Origin of the sequence: Polaromonas sp., from assembly GCF_029945895.1 — a bacterium.
Lineage (GTDB): Bacteria > Pseudomonadota > Gammaproteobacteria > Burkholderiales > Burkholderiaceae_C > Polaromonas.
The window spans coordinates 67995-84446 of sequence record NZ_JAQSDL010000112.1 but is presented as its reverse complement, the minus strand read 5'-3'; the positions used below and the strand labels follow the sequence as shown (position 1 = coordinate 84446).

Here is a 16452-nt window from a genome sequence, read left to right as displayed (position 1 = left end):
CCTGGTCACGTTTTTGTGAGAATTGATAGACAAGCGCGGGCTTGGAAGGCGAATATAGCGCAAATTCCGGACTGCTACTAGTTTTATAGCTGCCTGCGCCCGCAGGGTGTAGCTTCACGGCCAAAAGGGCTTGAAAATCCGGAACGAATGCGTTAGGGGTGTGGCTGGCCCCGCCCTACAGGTAGATCTTCTGCAGCAGCCGCAGCAGGGTTTTGGTCTCGCTGGCCGAGAGCCGGGAGGCGACTTCGGCTTCCAGCGCCGCCGCGGTGCGTTCGGCGTCGCGCATGAGCTTGCTGCCGCTGGCGGTGAGGTGCAGACCCATCGCCCGCCCGTCCCGCGGGTGCGGTCTGCGCTCGATCAGCGCGCGTTTTTCCAGGCTGTTGACCATGGCCACCAGGTTGGGCGGCAGGATGCCCAGCGCGGTACAGAGCTGGCGCGAGGTGATGCCGGGGTTGTGCGTGACCAGTGACAGCACTGAAAAATCCACCACCCGCAGGTCATACGGGGCCATGCGCTCCATGAACACCTCGATGACCGACAGCGCCGCGCGCCTGGCGTTGTAGCCGATCAGGCTTTGCAGGTAGCTGGTGTCGACCTGGTCCACCGCGGCCGTGGCGGCCGGGTCGGGAGGTTTGGGAAGATCGCGAGCGCTCATGGGGTTCAGTTCAGCACGGGGACAGGTTTGCATTGTCCTTCAATTGTTTTGACACGCATGTCGAATTCGGGCAACACGCGCAGGTGCAGCGCGGCGCTGGCCTGGCGCCAGCGCGGGGCGTCGTCCGCGACCTTATCGATGCGGCTCCACGCCCAGGCCAGCAGGGCGAGGGCGACCGCGCGCAGGTAATCGTCGGCGGCTTCGTAAGGCAGCACCGGGTCGGTCTGGCTGGCCGTGGCCAGCAGGCCTGTGAGGTTGCGCAGGTCGGCAAAGCGGCGCAACACGTCGGCATCGCGCGGCTGGCCGGCGTCCAGTCCGGTCTGCAGGTCCTGCAGCAGCGCGGCCATGCCGGCGCCGCCGTCGGCCAGCACCTTGCGCACCAGCAGGTCGATGGCCTGGATCTCGTTGGTGCCTTCGTAAATCATGGGCACACGCGCGTCACGCACGATTTGCTCGATGCCCCACTCGCGCACGTAGCCGTGGCCACCGAAAACCTGCAGGCATTCGCTGGCGCCATAAAAGGCCTGGTGGGTGAAGGCGGCCTTGAGCACCGGCGTGACGAGGCTGCACCAGCGTTGCGCGCTGTCCTGCCGGGTGGTGTCGGGATGGTGTTTGGCGATGTCCAGTTCCATCGCCGTGCGGTAGGCCAGCACGCGGCCGCCGTCTATCCAGGCACGCTGGGTGTCCAGGATGCGGCGCATGGCCGGATGGCCGCTGATGGCATCGGCGGCCTGCGTGTTGTCACGCGGGCCGGGCACACGCATCTGCCGGCGTTCCCCGGCATAGGCATCGGCCTTTTGCCACGCGGCCTCGAGCAGGCCGATCCCCTGCAGGGCAACATGCAGGCGCGCCGCATTCATCATCACGAACATCGCCGCCAGGCCTCGGCCCGGCTCGCCAACGATCCAGCCGGTGGCCTCGTCAAAACGCATCACGCAGGTCGGGCTGCCGTGCAGGCCCATTTTTTCCTCGATGCGATCGCAATGAACCGTGTTGCGCTGGCCGTCCGGCAAGACCTTGGGCGCCAGAAACAGTGACAGGCCTTTGGGGCCGGGCGGTGCATCGGGCAGACGTGCGAGCACGAGGTGAACAATGTTGTCCGTCAGGTCGTGTTCGCCGCCGGAGATGAAAATCTTGGTGCCACTGAGGCGGTAGCTGCCGTCGGCCTGGGCCACGGCCCGGGTCCTTGCCAGGCCCAGGTCGCTGCCCGCGTGTGGCTCGGTCAGGCACATGGTGGCCAGCCATTCGCCGGTCGCCACTTTCTCAAGGTAGCTCGCCTTCAGGGCGTCGCTGGCATGGTGGCGTATGCATTCATAAGCGCCGTGCAGCAGGCCGGGTGCCATGGTCCAGCCATGGTTGGCGGCGCTGAGCATCTCGTACAGAATCGCTTCCAGCACCGTGGGCAGGCCCTGGCCGCCGTCCTCCGTCGCGCAGGCCAGCGCCGGCCATCCGCCTTGCCAGAAGGTGGCATAGGCAGCCTTGAAACCGGGCGGGGTAGTGACCAGCCCCTGGTTCCACGTGCAGCCGATCTCGTCGCCGGTGCGTTGCAGCGGCGCGATCTGTCCGGCCACGAATTTGCCGGCTTCACTGATGACCTGCTGCAGGAGGTCGGCATCCGCATCAGCAAAAGGCGCGAGCGCCTGCAATTGCGCCGGGGCGTCCAGCACCTCGTGCAGGATGAACCGGATGTCGTCGAGGCGGGGCTGGTAGTCCATGGCCTCAGGCGGTGGCTGCAGGTTTGCGGGACGCGCCCAGGTAGGTGTCCACCACGCGCGGGTCCTTGGCGAGGTCGGCGGCCGGGCCGCTCAGGCCGATCTCGCCCATTTCCAGTACATAAGCATGGTCGGCCGCCTCCAGGGCTGCGCGCGCGTTCTGCTCGACCAGCAGGGTGGTCACGCCGGTCTGGCGCAAGGCCTCGATGGTGCGGAAGATCTCCCGCACGATCAGTGGCGCCAGGCCCAGGCTGGGTTCGTCGAGCATCAGCAAGGTCGGGCGCGACATCAGGGCCCGGCCCAGGGCCAGCATCTGCCGCTCGCCGCCCGACAGCGTGCCGGCTTCCTGGGCGCGGCGCTCCTTCAGGCGCGGAAACAGCTCGAACACGACCTCCATCTGGTCGCGCCAGGCCTTGTTGCGCAGGCGCACCTGGCGAAAGGCACCGAGCACGAGGTTATCTTCGACCGACATGCTGCCGAACAGCTCGCGTTTTTCGGGCACCAGGGCGATGCCCAGCATGACGCGTTCCTCGAGCGGCAAGCCGATGATGGAGCGGCCGGCGTAGTCGATGCTGCCGGTGGCCGGCAACACACCCATGAGCGCGTTGAGCAGGGTGGACTTGCCAGCGCCGTTGGGACCGATGACGGTGATGATGCTGCCGGCTTCGGCCTGCAGGTCGATGCCGCGCAGGACTTCGGCCTTGCCGTAGCCGGCGTGGAGGTTCTTGACGGTGAGAAGGGGGGGGGTCATGCGGGTCAATGTTCCGTGCCGAGGTAGGCGGCGCGTACCGCCGGGCTGGCCTGGATTTCTTCAGGGGTGCCTTCGATCAGGCGGGTACCGAACTCCATGACCACGATGCGGTCGGTGACCTGCATCACCAGGTCCATGTCGTGTTCGACCAGCAGAATGCTCATGCCCTCGGCCTTGAGCTGGCGCAGCACGTCGATCAGCGCCTGCTTTTCCAGGTAACGCAAACCGGCGGCGGGTTCGTCGAGCAGCAGCAGGGCCGGGTCGTTGCACAGCGCGCGCGCAATCTCCAGCAGGCGCTGCTGGCCCATGGCCAGGTTGCCGGCCAGTTCATGCAGGTGGTTGCCCATGCCGACGCGGCGCAGCTGCTGCTCGGCTTCGCGAAGCAGACGCTGCTCTTCCGCGCGGTCCAGCCGCAGCATGGCCGACGGCGCGCCCTTGCTGCCGCGCAGGTGCGCGCCCAGCGCCACGTTTTCAAGCACCGTCATGTCGGCAATCATCTTGACGTGCTGGAAGGTGCGCGAAATGCCGCGCTTGGCGATCTCGCGCGAGGGCAGGCTGCTGATGGTTTCGCCGCGGAAGGTCACGCTGCCGCGGGTCAGGCTCAGCACACCGGTGAGCAGGTTGAAGGTGGTGGACTTGCCCGCGCCGTTGGGACCAATCAGGCCGACGATCTGGCCCGAGGCCACCGAGAAGTTGATGTCGTTGACCGCCACCAGGCCGCCGAACTCCTTGCGGATATTGGTGGCCTGCAGCACGATCTCGCCGGCGGCCGGCTTGGCACGGTGCGGCAGCGGCACGGCATCCTGCCAGTCCACCTTGCGCGGGGCCTTGGGCAGCTTGCGGTCCACAAAGGCCCAGACGCCGTCTGGCGCGTACTTGAGCGTGAGGACCAGCAGCACGCCGAACACGATGGTTTCGTAGCTGCCGCTGGTGCCTATCAGCATGGGCAGCAGCACCTGCAGCTGGTCGGCCAGGAGTTTGGTGATCGCCACGCCGGTGATGGCGCCCCACACATGGCCGGCGCCGCCGAGCACGGCCATGAACAGGTACTCAATGCCCACATGCACGCCGAACGGCGAAGGGTTGACCGACCGCTGGAAGTGCGCAAACAGCCAGCCGGACACCGAGGCAAACAGCGCGGCAATCAGGAAGATGCCGATCTTGAAGCGCAGCGTGTCGATGCCCATGGACTCGGCCATCTGCGAGCCGGTCTTGAGCGAACGGATGGCGCGGCCCACGCGCGAATCGAGCAGGTGAATCAGGGCCAGCGTGCCCAGCAGCACCAGCGACCAGGTCAGCAGCAGGTAAACCCGCCCCTGGCCCAGCTCCCAGCCGAACAGTGACAGGCCCGTGACACCGAGAATGCCGTCGTATTTTCCCAGCGCGTCCAGGTTGCCCATGGTGTAGTACAGCGACAGGCCCCAGGCCAGCGTGGCCAGCGGCAGGTAGTGGCCCGACATGCGCAGCGTGATCCAGCCCAGCACCACGGCGCAGGCCGCAGTCAGGCCCAGGCCGACCAGCAGCGTGACCCAGGGCGACAGACCGGCGTTCACCGTCAGGTAGGCGCTGGTGTAGGCACCGATGCCCACAAAGGCCGCCTGCCCGAAGGAGGTCAGGCCACCGACACCGGTCAGCAGGATCAGGCCCAGCACGGTCAGGCTGGAAATGCCGATGTAGTTGAGCTGGGTGATCCAGAACTCGGGCACGGGCAGGATGCAGACCAGCACCAGCGCAGCGATCAGGAGCCACGGCCCCAGTTTGCGAATGGTCATGTCAGTGCCCGCCCGGCCGCCCGAAGGGCACTGAGCGCCCCCTCAGGGGGCAGTGAACGAAGTGAGCGTGAGGGAGTTTCATGCTAGTGCTCCTCGTCCGAGTGCCCGCCCTTGAGCGAGCGCCAGAGCAGCACCGGCAGGATCAGCGTGAAGACGATGACTTCCTTGAAGGCGCTGGCCCAGAAGGAGCCGAAGGCTTCGATGATGCCGACGGCCAGCGCGCCTATCGCTGCGCCCGGGTAGCTGGCCAGGCCGCCGATGACGGCCGCCACAAATCCCTTGAGGCCGATAAGAAAGCCCGAGTCGTAAAACACGGTGGTGGTGGGGCCAATCAACAGGCCCGACAGCGCGCCTATCAGCGCCGCCATGGCCAGGGTCAGCTGGCCCGCGGTTTGCGAGGAGATGCCCATGAGTCGCGCGCCCAGCCGGTTCACTGCGGTCGCACGCAGGGCCTTGCCATACAGCGTGCGCTCAAAAAACAGCCACAACATCACGATCAGCGCGATGGACGCCAGCGCAATGATCACCGCCTGGCCGGACAGGTTGACCGCCCCCAGGCTGAAGCGTGCGTCCCAGAAGGGCGGGTTGCGAAAGCCCTCGGCGCCGAAGAAAAGCAGGCCCAGGCCGGTCAGCGCAAAATGCACGCCCACCGACACAATCAGGAGCACCAGAGAGCTGGCGTCGGCCAGCGACTGGTAGGCCAGGCGGTAGACCAGCGGCCCGAAACAGGTGACGATGCAGACCGAGAGCAGTGCCTGCACCAGCAGCGAAAACTGCTGCGGTGCGGCCCAGAGCGTGACCAGCGACACCACGACAGGGGCGACCAGCACCTTGAGACCGGCCAGCAGCGCGGTACCGGCAAGCCGGTAACGCTTCCAGGTTTGCCAGGCCTCGGCCAGCGCGGCCAGGCCGGCCAGCAGCATCAGCAGCCAGATCGTGCCCGGCACCTTGCCGGTCTGCAAAATGGCCAGCGTCAGCGCGCCATAGGTGACGAACTCGCCCTGCGGAATGAAGATGACGCGGGTCACCGCAAACACCAGCACGGTGGCCAGTCCCAGCAGCGCGTAAATTGCGCCATTGGTCAGACCATCGACCAGCAGGATGCTGGCAATTGAAAAATCCATAACTACCTTCAGGAAACCCGTGAAAACGATAGGCGCAGCGGAGGGTGGCTGGAGGCCGACCCGCCCGCTGGCATCCGCAATGTTGCCTGCTTATTTAGGCTGCAGCTTCCAGTCGCCGTTGACAATCTGCATGATCACGCCGGTGTCGTCGGTGTAGCCGGCGTGGTTGGTGGCCGTGTAGTTGACTGTCCCGTGGAACAGTGCAATGGGGCCGGCGTTTTCCAGCGCGGCCTTGAGCGCACCGCGGAATTCCTTGGTGCCGGGTTTGGCGGTCTTGAGCGCCACCGGAATGATTTTCTGCAGCACCACCGAAGCGTCGTAAGCGTGGCCCGCAAACGGGTTGCGGCTGTTCGGGCCGTAAATTTTTTCCCAGGCGGTCACGTGGGCCATGGCGACTTTTTTGCTTGGGTGATTGGCGGGCAGTTGTTCGGCCACGACGCCGGGGCCGGCGACCACAAAGGCGCCTTCGACGTCCTTGCCGCCGACACGCATCAGGTCGCGCGAGGCTGCGCCGTGCGTCTGGTAAATCTTGCCCTTGTAGCCACGCTCGATCAGCGCCTTGTGCGGCATGGCGGCGCCGCTGCCCGAAGCGACGATCAGGATGGCGTCCGGGTTGCCGGTCGTGACCTTGAGCGCCTGGCCGGTGACGCTGGTGTCGGTACGGGCAAAACGCTCTTCAGACACGAACTTGATGTTGGTGCCGGCCATTTTGACCTTCATGTCGCGCAGGAACAGCTCGCCATAGGCATCGGCGTAACCAATGAAGCCGACCGTCTTGACGCCGGTTTTTTTCATGTGTTCAACGATGGTATGCGACATCACCAGCGTGGACTGCGGCATGTTGTAGGACCAGGGCGCCTTGCCGGTGGACACGTCGATGGGGGCAAAGGTCAGGTGCATGGTGCCGGTTTCCGCGGCGACGGCGGCAACCGCATTGGCCGGCGGCGTGGCGGCCGAGCCCATCAGGATGTCGACCTTGTCGTCCGTCACGAAGCGGCGGGCGTTTTTGGTGGCGTTGGTGGGGTCGGTGGCATCGTCAAGAATGATGACGTTGAGTTTTTCACCGCCTATGCTGGTAGGCCACAGGGCAATGGCGTTCTTGATCGGAATGCCCAGTGCCGAGGTCGGTCCGGTCAGGGGCAGGCTGACGCCAATGTTGATGTCTGCCAGGGCGGCGCCTGCCGCCGAACCAGCCAGGGCGAGGGCGAGTACGGATTTGGTGAAAGTCATGCTAGGTCTCCTGTTGTAAAAATGGACACAAAAAACGAGGTGAGAACAAGGTCGGCAGGGTCGGGCAGGGCGTGTTCCGGCCATGCCTGTTTCAGCGCGGCGCCATGCGCAGGGCGCCGTCGAGCCGGATCACTTCGCCGTTGAGGTGGCTGTTGGTGACGATATGGCATGCCAGCTGCGCGAACTCTTCGGGTTTTCCCAGGCGCGGCGGAAACGGGATCGAGGCGGCGAGCGACTGTTGCACCGGCTCGGGCAACTGCTTCATCAGTGGTGTGGCGAACAGGCCGGGTGCGATGGTGCAGACACGGATGCCGTGTTGCGCCAGGTCGCGCGCCATCGGCAGGGTCATGCCGACCAGGCCGCCCTTGGACGCGCTGTAAGCCTGCTGGCCGACCTGGCCGTCAAAAGCCGCGACCGAGGCGGTGAACATCATGACGCCGCGTTCGCCGTCTTCCAGCGGGTCCAGTTTCACGCATTCGGCGGCAAACAGCCGGCTCATGTTGTAGCTGCCGATCAGGTTGACGTTGATGACTTTCGCAAAGTCTTCCAGCGGCGCGGCCTGGCCGTCCTTGCCGACCACACGCTTGGCCGAGCCGATGCCGGCGATGTTCATCAGGATGCGCGCCGGGCCATGCGTCGCCGCGGCCCGGGCCAGGGCAGCGACCACGCTGTCGGTGCTGGTGATGTCGCAGGTGCAAGCCACGCCGCCGATATCGGCTGCCACCTTCTCGGCCAGCGCGACATTGACATCGAGCACCGCGACTTTCGCACCCAGCCGCGCCAATTCGCGCGCGGTTGCCTCACCCAAGCCCGAGGCGCCGCCGGTGACCAATGCTGCGTGTCCCTGGATATTCATTTCTTCGTTCCCTTCTGGGGCTTGATGATGAAAGCAAGCGAATCGTCATGCAGCGCGTTGACCAGAGCATCGCGGTGTTTGAGCACGGCGCGCTGGTTGATGGAGCCCTTGTCCGTCACTTCACCCTTGTCGATGGACGGCGGATCGGTCAGCAAATGGGCGCGCGCGATGCGGCTGGCGCTGCCCGTGGCTGTTGCAGCCAGGTCGTCGAGCAGCTTCTGGAAACGCGCCTGGACCGGGGCGCTTTGCAGCACCTCTTTCAGGCTGGCTTCGGGACCGAGTCCGCTGAGGGCGCGGCAGGCGGCCGTCGGGAAAATCAGTGCACCGACTTCCTTGAGGTTGATGCCGGTCAGCACCGCATCCTGCACGTACGGTGCGCCGGCGGCAATGATTTTTGCGCGCAGCGGCCCGACGCTGACGAAGGTGCCGGTGCCGAGCTTGAAGTCTTCGGCAATGCGCCCATCGAACTTCAGGCCCTTGTGAATATTGCCCTTGTCTATCCATGCGACCGCGTCGCCGGTGCAGAAAAAACCCTCGTCGTCCAGCGACTCCAGCGTGGCTTCGGGCGCGCGCCAGTAACCTGGCGTGATGTTGGGGCCGCGGTAACGCACTTCAATTTTGCCGTCCACCGGCACCAGCTTGAGTTCCAGGCCGGGTGTCGGTACACCCAGGTCACCGGCGCGCACGTCGGGGCTGGTGACAAAGATACCGAAAGGCCCGGATTCGGTCATGCCGAGTCCGGTGCCCATCACGATGCGTTCACCAACCTCGGCCTCCTGGGTCTGGTGCAGGCTGTCCCAGACCGGCTGGGCCAGCGCAGCACCAGCGTAGAAAAACATCCGCACGCGTGACAGCAGGTTTTTGCGCAATACGGCGTCGGTTTTCATTGCGCCGGCAATCGCCTCGAAGCCGGTGGGCACGTTGAAGTACACCGTGGGTGCGATCTCGCGCAGGTTGCGCAGGGTCTCGCTCATCAGCGCGGGCGTCGGTTTGCCGTCGTCGATGTAGAGTGTGCCGCCGTTGTAGATGGTCATGCCGACGTTGTGGTTCCCGCCGAAGGTGTGGTTCCACGGCAGCCAGTCGATCAGCACCAGCGGCTCTTCGGCCAGCACCGGCATGGACTGGCGCATCTGCTGCTGGTTGGCGCACCACATCCGCTGCGTGTTGATCACTGCCTTGGGCAGCTTGGTCGAGCCCGAGGTGAACAGGAACTTGACGATGGTGTCCGGTTTTGTGGCCTGCATGGCCGCATCCACGGCAGGCGTCGCCTGTGTTGATAAAAGTTGATCAAATGTGGTGCTGGCCCTTGTCGTCAAAGGGCCATCAGCTATTGAATTGATAGCGATCTCGACATCCGGACCGACGGTGGCGGCAATCGCCTTGCCGTAGCGTCCGGCATCGCTGGCAAACACCATGCCGGGCGTCAGCGTGGACAGCACGTGGCGCAGCTTGTCGTAGTCCTGGCTCACGGTGGAGTAAGCGGGCGATACGGGGCAGTAGGGTACGCCAACGTACATGCAACCCAACGCCAGCAGTGCGTGCTCGAGGTCGTTCTCGCTGAGGATGGCGACCGGGCGCTCGGCATCCAGGCCGCGGTCCAGCAAAGCCTGGCCGATGCTGCGGGCGCTGGCCAACGCCTGGGCGTAGCTGATGTGGCGCCACTCGCCTGAGCTGCCATTGGCATTTTTGGCGCGCCGCGCCATGAAAGTGCGGTCCGGCGCAACCTGCGCCCAGTGCAGCAGACGATCGGTCATGCGTGCGGCGTAGTCGCCAATTGGCTGGTCGGCCTTCAGGTATTGCGTGGCCCCGTCATCGCCGCGCAGCTCGACGCGCGTGACGCCAAAGACCAGCGGGCGGTAACGGGCAGGGGAAAGGACGGTCTCGCTCATTTTTGTATGTGCCAATTTCGATGCTGTCAGGATCAGTCTTTGCTGACCTTGTTGGCCTTGCCCTCGAGGAAGGCCTTGACCCGTTCCTTGGCTTCCGGCGCGCTCTGCGCAATCGCGGCCATCAGGGATTCGGTGAAGAAGCCCTGGTCGGCGGGTTGCTCGGCGATGCGGGGCAGGGCGTGCATCAGCGCGTAGTTGGTCAGCGGTGCATTGGTGGCCACCCGCTGCGCCAACTCCATCGCCTTGTCGAAGGCCTGACCCTCGGGCACCAGGTATTGCGCAAAACCGGCGCGTTCACCGTCCTGGGCGTTGTAGACACGGCCGGTCAGCATCATGTCGGTCATGCGGGCGACGCCCACCAGCTTGGGGATGCGCACAGAGCCGCCACCGCCGACAAAAATGCCGCGCGAGCCTTCCGGCAACGCGTAAAAAGCGGAGGCGTCGGCCACGCGTATGTGGCAGGCGCTGGCCAGTTCCAGCCCGCCGCCGACCACCGCACCGTGCAGCGCGGCAATCACCGGCACCGGGCCGAACTGGACCCGTTCCAGCGCCGCATGCCACATGCGGGAGTGATGCATACCCTGGCCGGCGTCGCGTTCCTGCAGTTCGCCCAGGTCCAGGCCGGCGCAGAAATGGGCGCCTTCTCCGTGGATCACGGCGGCGCGCACGGTCACCGGCAGGCTGTCAAACATGTCGCGCAGCGCCAGAATCAACCCGTCGTTGAGGGCGTTGCGTTTGGCGGGGCGGCTCAGGCGGATCACGGCGATCTCCTGGTGGTCGCCGCGGATTTCAAGCTGGAGGTCGGTAGGGGATTTTTTGGTGCTCATGGGAGGTTTGCAAGTTGCATCGATTATTGTTATAAACAATAACCAATTCAATTGACTTTGCCGCCTCTTTTCTCGGTATTAACCCGCATGCGGTGTGCAACAAGTCGAACCATCAGGAGACAGCATGGACTACGAAAACCTCATTGCCATTGACATCCACACCCACGCCGAGGTCAGTTGCTGGAACCCGTTCGACAACTATGGCGAGGAATACGACCGCGCCGCCGACAAGTACTTCAAGAACAGCCGCCGGCCGACGATTGAGGAAACCGTGGCTTATTACCGCGAACGCAAGATCGGGCTGATCATGTTCACGGTGGATGCCGAGACGCAGATGGGCCGGCGCCGCATTCCCAACGAGGAGATTGCCGAAGCCGCAAAGAAAAACAGCGACATGATGATGGCGTTTGCCAGCATTGATCCGCACAAGGGGAAAATGGGTGCGCGAGAGGCACGCCGGCTGATCGAGGAACATGGCATCAAAGGCTTCAAGTTCCACCCCACCGTGCAGGGCTACCACCCTTACGACAGGATGGCCTGGCCGATTTACGAAGTCATCAACGAGTACAAGATGCCGGCCATCTTTCACACCGGGCACAGCGGCATCGGCAGCGGCATGCGCTGCGGCGGCGGCCTGCGGCTGGAATACAGCAACCCGATGCACCTCGACGACGTGGCGATTGATTTCCCCGACATGCAGATCGTCATGGCGCACCCGAGCTTTCCCTGGCAAGACGAGGCGCTCAGCGTGGCGACGCACAAGCCCAACGTCTGGATTGACCTGTCGGGCTGGAGTCCGAAATATTTCCCGAAGCAACTGGTGCAATACGCCAACACATTGCTCAAGGACCGCATCCTGTTCGGCAGCGACTACCCCTTGATCACACCGGACCGCTGGATGAAGGATTTTGAAGACGCCGGCTTCAAGCCGGAAGTGATGCCCGGCATCCTGAAAGGCAACGCGATGCGTCTGCTGGGCCTGGGACAAGCTGCCGCCGCATGAGCCGCCGGGCCGTTCCCAGGGCGAATAGCCAAGCCTGCCAGGCGGAGCGCATGCAATGAGCACAACCACCTTCCGGGGACTGGCCGACATCGAGGCGCTGGAGCGCACGCCCTACGCGCAGGCCATCCCGGCGCGTACCCCCTACGGCCTGATCGCCCAGGCGGCGCAGCGTTTTGCCGGCCGTGATGCGTTTCGCTACCTGCCCAGCGGCGACCTGCAGCAGCCGGCCACGATCGTCAGCTACGCCGAATTGCTGGCGCAAATCCACCGGGCGGCCAACCTGTTTCGCGCCATGGGCGTCGGGCCTGACGATGCCGTGGCCATTCTGGCGCCGAACATTCCCGAGACGCAATTCGCACTCTGGGGCGCGCAACTGGCGGGCAAGGCCTGCCCGATCAATTACCTGCTGCAGCCCGAGCACATAGCTGCCCTGCTCGAGGCCTCCGGTGCCAAGGTGATGGTTGCGCTCGGTCCCAATAACGAGCTCCCGCTCTGGCCCACGGTAGAGAACGTACTGGCGATCCGGCGTCTGCCGGTGCTGCAGATCCGCGTCGGCAGCAACGCGGCGCCGGGTGTGCCGGTGTTCCAGGACCGGTTGGCGCAGGCCGGTCACGTGCTGGCGTTTGATCCCCACCTCACGCCGGAGCGCATCGCCGCCTGCTTCCATACCGGCGGCACAACCGGCTCGCCCAAACTGGCGCAGCACACCCACGGTAACGAGGCGCACACCGGCTGGTTTGCCCATCAGTTTTACGGCTTCGACGAACACACGGTGGAGCTCAACGGTTTTCCGCTGTTTCATGTCGCCGGCGCCTTTGTGTACGGCCTGTCCATGCTCGCCATAGGCGCGACTCAGGTGCTGCCCACGCTGAGCGGCATGCGCAACCCCGCCTTCACCAGAAACTACTGGAAATTTTGCGAGCGCGAACGCGTGACCGCACTGGCCTGCGTGCCGACCCTTCTCGCGACGCTGTCCAACCTGCCGGTCGATGCAGACATTTCGTCGATCAAGGTTGCCTACACCGGTGGCTCGCCGCTGCCCACGGAACTGGCGGCGCAGTTCGAGCGCAAGCCAGGGATTGCCGTTCGCAACATTCTTGGCATGACCGAGTGCGCGGGCCTGGTGTCCATCGAGCCGCTGGCGGCGCCGCGTGTGCCCGGCTCGACCGGCCTGCGCCTGCCTTACACCGAGGTGCGCGCTGTGCCTTGGCAGGGCGGCGTGGCGCAACTGGGCGAAACCTGTGCGGTCGGTGAAACCGGCGTCATCGTGCTGCGCGGCCCGCATGTGAGCCCGGGTTACACCGAGGCTGCGCGCAACACTGGCCTGTTCGAAGGGCCTTGGCTGGTCTCCGGCGATCTTGGCCACCTTGATGCCCAGGGCTACATCCACCTGACTGGCCGCGCCAAGGACGTGATCATCCGCGGCTCGCACAACATCGACCCCGGCCTCGTCGAAGACGCCTTCCTGGCCCACCCGGCGGTGGCCCTGTGCGCCGTGGTCAGCGAGCCCGACGCCTACGCCGGCGAGTTGCCCGTGGCCTTTGTCACGCTCAAACCCGGCATGTTTTGCGACGCGGCCACGCTGCTGGCCGAGGTGGTGCCCCATGTGTACGAGCGGCCTGCGGCGCCCAAACGCGTGACCATCATCGAGGTGATGCCGGTCACGGCGATCGGCAAGATCTACAAGCCGGCGCTGCGCCTGCGTGCCATCGAAGTCAAGCTGGCCGAGATGCTGGTGGACATAGCCGGCGCCACTGTGCGGGGCGAGGAGCGCGGCGGCAGCCTGGCGGCCGTGGTGGCCATCGCGTCCGCGCGTGACGACGCGCTGGAACGCCGGCTGCGCGAGCGCCTGGCCGCGATTGCGGTTCCGGTGAAATTTGTTTTTTCTGAAGCCTGATTACCAGCCGCCGCTGTCCAGCCACTGTTCCACCTGCCCCAGGTTTTCCACACCCCAGAACGGCTCGCCGTCCACCACCACGGTGGGCGAGCCGAAAATGCCGGCTTTCAGCGAGGCTTCGACCGCGCTGCGCAGCAACTGTCTGGCTTCCTCGCTGTCGATGCCTGCGCGCAAGCCCTGTGCATCGAGGCCCGCAGGCAGGCGGATGGCCGCCACCGCCTCCGCGGTGGAAAGATCCCGGCCTTCTGCCCAGTAGGCGTGGTAGATCGCGTGGGCCAGCGGCGCGGCGAGGGCCGGGTGGTGCTGCTTGACCCAGTAGAAGGCACGTCCCGCGGCGCGCGGGTCCATCACCACATCGTCCAGATCACGTTTCACCTCCAGGCCGTGGCGGCGCATGTAGCGTTTCGCGTCGCGGCGGATGTAGTCACCCTTGAGGGGCGTGTCGAGCAGCGATTTCAATCCCATCACCTTCAGCACTGAAACGCCCAGCAGCATGGCGTGCCATTCGACGCTGCGGCCATGCTGCGCCGCCAGCGGCTCAATGCGCAGTGACGCGAAGTAGCCGAAAGGCGAGATGAAGTCGAAGTAGAAATGCAGCGGTGCGGCCGTGGTCTCGGGTGAGGGCGAGAGGTTCATGGCCCCAAGCGTAGCCGAAAGACCTGCTGTCAGGATTTGATGGACACGGTGGCGCCGCTGCCGGACGACGCCATCATGGCCGCAATCAGCCGGTGCACCTGCAAGGCCGAACGCCCGGTGACGGCCGGCTCCACGGAGGTCCGTAGGGCGGCCACAAAATCCTGCAGCACGGCGCGGTGGGCCAGGTGGTCGAAGGCCATCATGTTCGCGCCGGAACCCGACGCCTGCCGCTTTCCGGCATGGAATGTCCGGCCGTCCAGCAGTTCGGCGTGAAACTCCCCGGCTTCCAGCGTTGCCGAGCCCCCGGTGAAATTGAGGGTTATCCGTTCCGGGAACCCCGGGTAGGCTGCGGTGGTCGCGTCTATGCTGCCGATGGCGCCGTTCGGGTAGTGCAGCACGGCGGCCACGGTGTCTTCACATTCCATGTGGTGCAGGGCGCTGGTGCTGGCCATGGCGCTCACCCTTTCCGGCATGCCGGTCAGGCACAGCAGCAAGTCCAGCGTGTGGATGGCCTGGGTCATCAGCACGCCGCCGCCGTCGCGCGCCAGGGTACCGCGGCCGGGTTCGTCGTAATAACTCTGTGGTCGCCACCAGCGCACGCTGGCCGACGCGCTGACCAGGCTTCCCAGCGTGCCGCTGGCAACCAGCTGCACCAGCGCGAGGGCGGCCTCGCGCATCCTGTGCTGCAGCATCACGGCCAGCTTCACGCCGTCACGCTCGCACACCTCCACCAGCTCTTGTGCCTTGTCCAGGCTGACTTCCAGTGGTTTTTCCACCAGCACATGTTTACCGGCACCCGCAACACGCCGCACGATGTCAAGGTGGGTGTTGGGTGGTGTCAGCACCAGCACCACCTGCACCGTCGGGTCTTCCAGCAGGTCTTCCAGTCGCGTGCTGGTCCGGGTGTCCGCCGGAAGTTCCAGCGCGGCCAGGCGCCCCGCGTCGCGGCCTATGACCCAGGCCAGCGCCAGCTTGTCCTGAAGGTCCTGCAGGCTTTGGAAGTGGGGTGCACAGCCCTGGCCTGCGCCCACCACACCCACACGCATTCTGGACGCGCCGCTGTTACTCAAGCTTGATGCCAGCGGCCTTGATGACCTGCGCCCACTTCTCGACTTCGGCCTTCTGGAAGGCGGCCACCTGATCGGGTGTCATGCTGGAAGGCTGCATGCCCAGGCCTTTGAGACGGTCCTGCATTTCAGGGGTCTGCAGGATCTTCATGATTTCCGTGTGCAGCCGGTCAATGATGGGTTTGGGTACGCCGGCGGGCACAAAAATGCCCTGCCAGGACACCACCTCGAAGCCGGGTACGCCCGATTCGGCAATGGTTGGCACATTGGGCAGCGACTCCAGGCGTTTGGCCGAACTCACGGCGATGGCGCGTACCTTGCCGCTCTGGATGTGCGGGCCGGCCACCACCGTGGTGTCGAACATCATGTCGACCTGGCCGCCGATCACATCCTGGATGGCCGGGCCGCTGCCCTTGTACGGCACATGGACGAACTGCGTGCCCGACTTGAAGCCCAGCAATTCCAGCGTCATGTGCTGTGAGGTGCCGTTGCCGGCCGATGCTGATGAAATGGTTTTTGGTTTGGCTTTCGCTGCAGCCAACACATCCTGGAGGGTCTTGTAGGGGCTGTCCGCCTTGACGATCAGCACCACCGGATTCGAGCCGATCAGCACCACGGGTGAAAAGGACTTGATCGGGTCGTAGCCGAGTTTGGGGTACAGGCTCACATTGATGGCGTGCGAGCTGATGGTGCCGCCCAGCATGGTGTAGCCATCGGCCGGTGCGCGCGCGGCAACTTCCGAACCGACACTGCCGCCGGCACCACCCTTGTTCTCGATCACGATGGTGGTGCCTAGCGCTGTGCCCAGCTTCTGGCCGATCAGTCGCCCGAGGATGTCGGTCGTGCCACCTGCCGGGAAGGGCACGATGTAGTTGATGGGTTTGGACGGCCATTTATCCTGAGCCCAGGCGGCGGCCGAGCCGAAAAGGGGGAGAAGTGCGGCCGAGGCCAGCGTGGTTTGAAGCAATGAACGGCGTTTCATGTTTGTCTCCTTTTTGTGGTGATGAAAATCAGGCGCGGGATGCAGCGGGAA

Annotated in this window: 14 protein-coding genes; 2 read left to right on the top strand and 12 right to left on the bottom strand. The window is 64.9% G+C overall.

Annotated features, from left to right (window positions below):
* Window positions 1–175: 175 nt before the first annotated feature.
* The 9 genes from PSV33_RS18020 to PSV33_RS17980 all read right to left on the bottom strand — a co-directional run bounded on the left by PSV33_RS18020 (window position 176) and on the right by PSV33_RS17980 (window position 10816).
* On the bottom strand, window positions 176–655 hold the full coding sequence (locus PSV33_RS18020; RefSeq protein WP_300563869.1) for a MarR family transcriptional regulator: 480 nt from the start codon (window positions 653–655) through the stop codon (window positions 176–178).
* Window positions 656–660: 5 nt separating this feature from the next.
* Window positions 661–2370, bottom strand: a complete 1710-nt coding sequence (locus tag PSV33_RS18015; RefSeq protein ID WP_300563867.1) for an acyl-CoA dehydrogenase family protein — start codon at window positions 2368–2370, stop codon at window positions 661–663.
* 4 nt (window positions 2371–2374) lie between these two features.
* Complete coding sequence (locus PSV33_RS18010; protein WP_300563865.1) at window positions 2375–3118, bottom strand: ABC transporter ATP-binding protein; 744 nt, start codon at window positions 3116–3118, stop codon at window positions 2375–2377.
* 5 nt (window positions 3119–3123) lie between these two features.
* Entirely contained in the window at window positions 3124–4890 is a 1767-nt protein-coding gene (locus PSV33_RS18005; RefSeq protein ID WP_300563864.1) for a branched-chain amino acid ABC transporter ATP-binding protein/permease, read from the bottom strand.
* 83 nt (window positions 4891–4973) lie between these two features.
* Window positions 4974–6014: a branched-chain amino acid ABC transporter permease gene (locus PSV33_RS18000; RefSeq protein ID WP_300563862.1), complete on the bottom strand. Its 1041-nt coding sequence runs from the start codon at window positions 6012–6014 to the stop codon at window positions 4974–4976.
* A 90-nt stretch (window positions 6015–6104) separates the two neighbouring features.
* The gene (locus tag PSV33_RS17995; RefSeq protein WP_300563860.1) at window positions 6105–7244 is read right to left on the bottom strand and encodes an ABC transporter substrate-binding protein; all 1140 of its coding nucleotides are present in this window, start codon (window positions 7242–7244) and stop codon (window positions 6105–6107) included.
* Window positions 7245–7335: 91 nt separating this feature from the next.
* Entirely contained in the window at window positions 7336–8100 is a 765-nt protein-coding gene (locus PSV33_RS17990; RefSeq protein WP_300563858.1) for an SDR family NAD(P)-dependent oxidoreductase, read from the bottom strand.
* Window positions 8097–9989, bottom strand: coding sequence for a feruloyl-CoA synthase (locus tag PSV33_RS17985; protein WP_300563856.1), 1893 nt, complete (start codon window positions 9987–9989; stop codon window positions 8097–8099). Before PSV33_RS17985 ends, PSV33_RS17990 begins: the two co-directional genes overlap by 4 nt.
* Before the next feature lie 32 nt (window positions 9990–10021).
* Window positions 10022–10816 (bottom strand): crotonase/enoyl-CoA hydratase family protein, encoded by a 795-nt coding sequence (locus tag PSV33_RS17980; protein WP_300563854.1) that lies wholly within the window; start codon window positions 10814–10816, stop codon window positions 10022–10024.
* Between the two features lie 124 nt (window positions 10817–10940).
* Between PSV33_RS17980 and PSV33_RS17975 the strand changes: the two genes are divergently transcribed.
* Window positions 10941–11819, top strand: a complete 879-nt coding sequence (locus tag PSV33_RS17975; RefSeq protein WP_300563852.1) for an amidohydrolase family protein — start codon at window positions 10941–10943, stop codon at window positions 11817–11819.
* A gap of 55 nt (window positions 11820–11874) precedes the next feature.
* Window positions 11875–13716, top strand: a complete 1842-nt coding sequence (locus PSV33_RS17970) for an AMP-binding protein (protein ID WP_300563850.1) — start codon at window positions 11875–11877, stop codon at window positions 13714–13716.
* Here the strand turns inward: PSV33_RS17970 and PSV33_RS17965 are convergent, their stop codons facing one another.
* From PSV33_RS17965 to PSV33_RS17955, 3 genes are read right to left on the bottom strand one after another with little or no spacing between them, the layout of a single operon-like run.
* Complete coding sequence (locus PSV33_RS17965; protein ID WP_300563848.1) at window positions 13717–14352, bottom strand: 2-hydroxychromene-2-carboxylate isomerase; 636 nt, start codon at window positions 14350–14352, stop codon at window positions 13717–13719. It abuts the gene before it with no gap.
* Window positions 14353–14381: 29 nt separating this feature from the next.
* A complete protein-coding gene (locus PSV33_RS17960) occupies window positions 14382–15422 on the bottom strand; it encodes a Gfo/Idh/MocA family oxidoreductase (protein WP_300563846.1) in 1041 nt (346 codons plus the stop codon).
* Window positions 15415–16401 carry a tripartite tricarboxylate transporter substrate binding protein gene (locus tag PSV33_RS17955; RefSeq protein WP_300563844.1) on the bottom strand — a complete coding sequence of 329 codons (987 nt, stop codon included), beginning with the start codon at window positions 16399–16401 and terminating at the stop codon, window positions 15415–15417. Before PSV33_RS17955 ends, PSV33_RS17960 begins: the two co-directional genes overlap by 8 nt.
* Window positions 16402–16452 lie beyond the last annotated feature (51 nt).

What these genes read in the sequence shown, in the direction of transcription:
- PSV33_RS17990 (WP_300563858.1), bottom strand. Translation starts at nt 8,100, where the DNA reads ATGAATATCCAGGGACACGCAGCATTGGTCACCGGCGGCGCCTCGGGC.
- PSV33_RS18000 (WP_300563862.1), bottom strand. Translation starts at nt 6,014, where the DNA reads ATGGATTTTTCAATTGCCAGCATCCTGCTGGTCGATGGTCTGACCAAT.
- PSV33_RS18010 (WP_300563865.1), bottom strand. Translation starts at nt 3,118, where the DNA reads ATGACCCCCCCCCTTCTCACCGTCAAGAACCTCCACGCCGGCTACGGC.
- PSV33_RS18015 (WP_300563867.1), bottom strand. Translation starts at nt 2,370, where the DNA reads ATGGACTACCAGCCCCGCCTCGACGACATCCGGTTCATCCTGCACGAG.
- PSV33_RS17975 (WP_300563852.1), top strand. Translation starts at nt 10,941, where the DNA reads ATGGACTACGAAAACCTCATTGCCATTGACATCCACACCCACGCCGAG.
- PSV33_RS18005 (WP_300563864.1), bottom strand. Translation starts at nt 4,890, where the DNA reads ATGACCATTCGCAAACTGGGGCCGTGGCTCCTGATCGCTGCGCTGGTG.
- PSV33_RS17970 (WP_300563850.1), top strand. Translation starts at nt 11,875, where the DNA reads ATGAGCACAACCACCTTCCGGGGACTGGCCGACATCGAGGCGCTGGAG.
- PSV33_RS17980 (WP_300563854.1), bottom strand. Translation starts at nt 10,816, where the DNA reads ATGAGCACCAAAAAATCCCCTACCGACCTCCAGCTTGAAATCCGCGGC.
- PSV33_RS18020 (WP_300563869.1), bottom strand. Translation starts at nt 655, where the DNA reads ATGAGCGCTCGCGATCTTCCCAAACCTCCCGACCCGGCCGCCACGGCC.
- PSV33_RS17955 (WP_300563844.1), bottom strand. Translation starts at nt 16,401, where the DNA reads ATGAAACGCCGTTCATTGCTTCAAACCACGCTGGCCTCGGCCGCACTT.
- PSV33_RS17985 (WP_300563856.1), bottom strand. Translation starts at nt 9,989, where the DNA reads ATGAGCGAGACCGTCCTTTCCCCTGCCCGTTACCGCCCGCTGGTCTTT.
- PSV33_RS17965 (WP_300563848.1), bottom strand. Translation starts at nt 14,352, where the DNA reads ATGAACCTCTCGCCCTCACCCGAGACCACGGCCGCACCGCTGCATTTC.
- PSV33_RS17995 (WP_300563860.1), bottom strand. Translation starts at nt 7,244, where the DNA reads ATGACTTTCACCAAATCCGTACTCGCCCTCGCCCTGGCTGGTTCGGCG.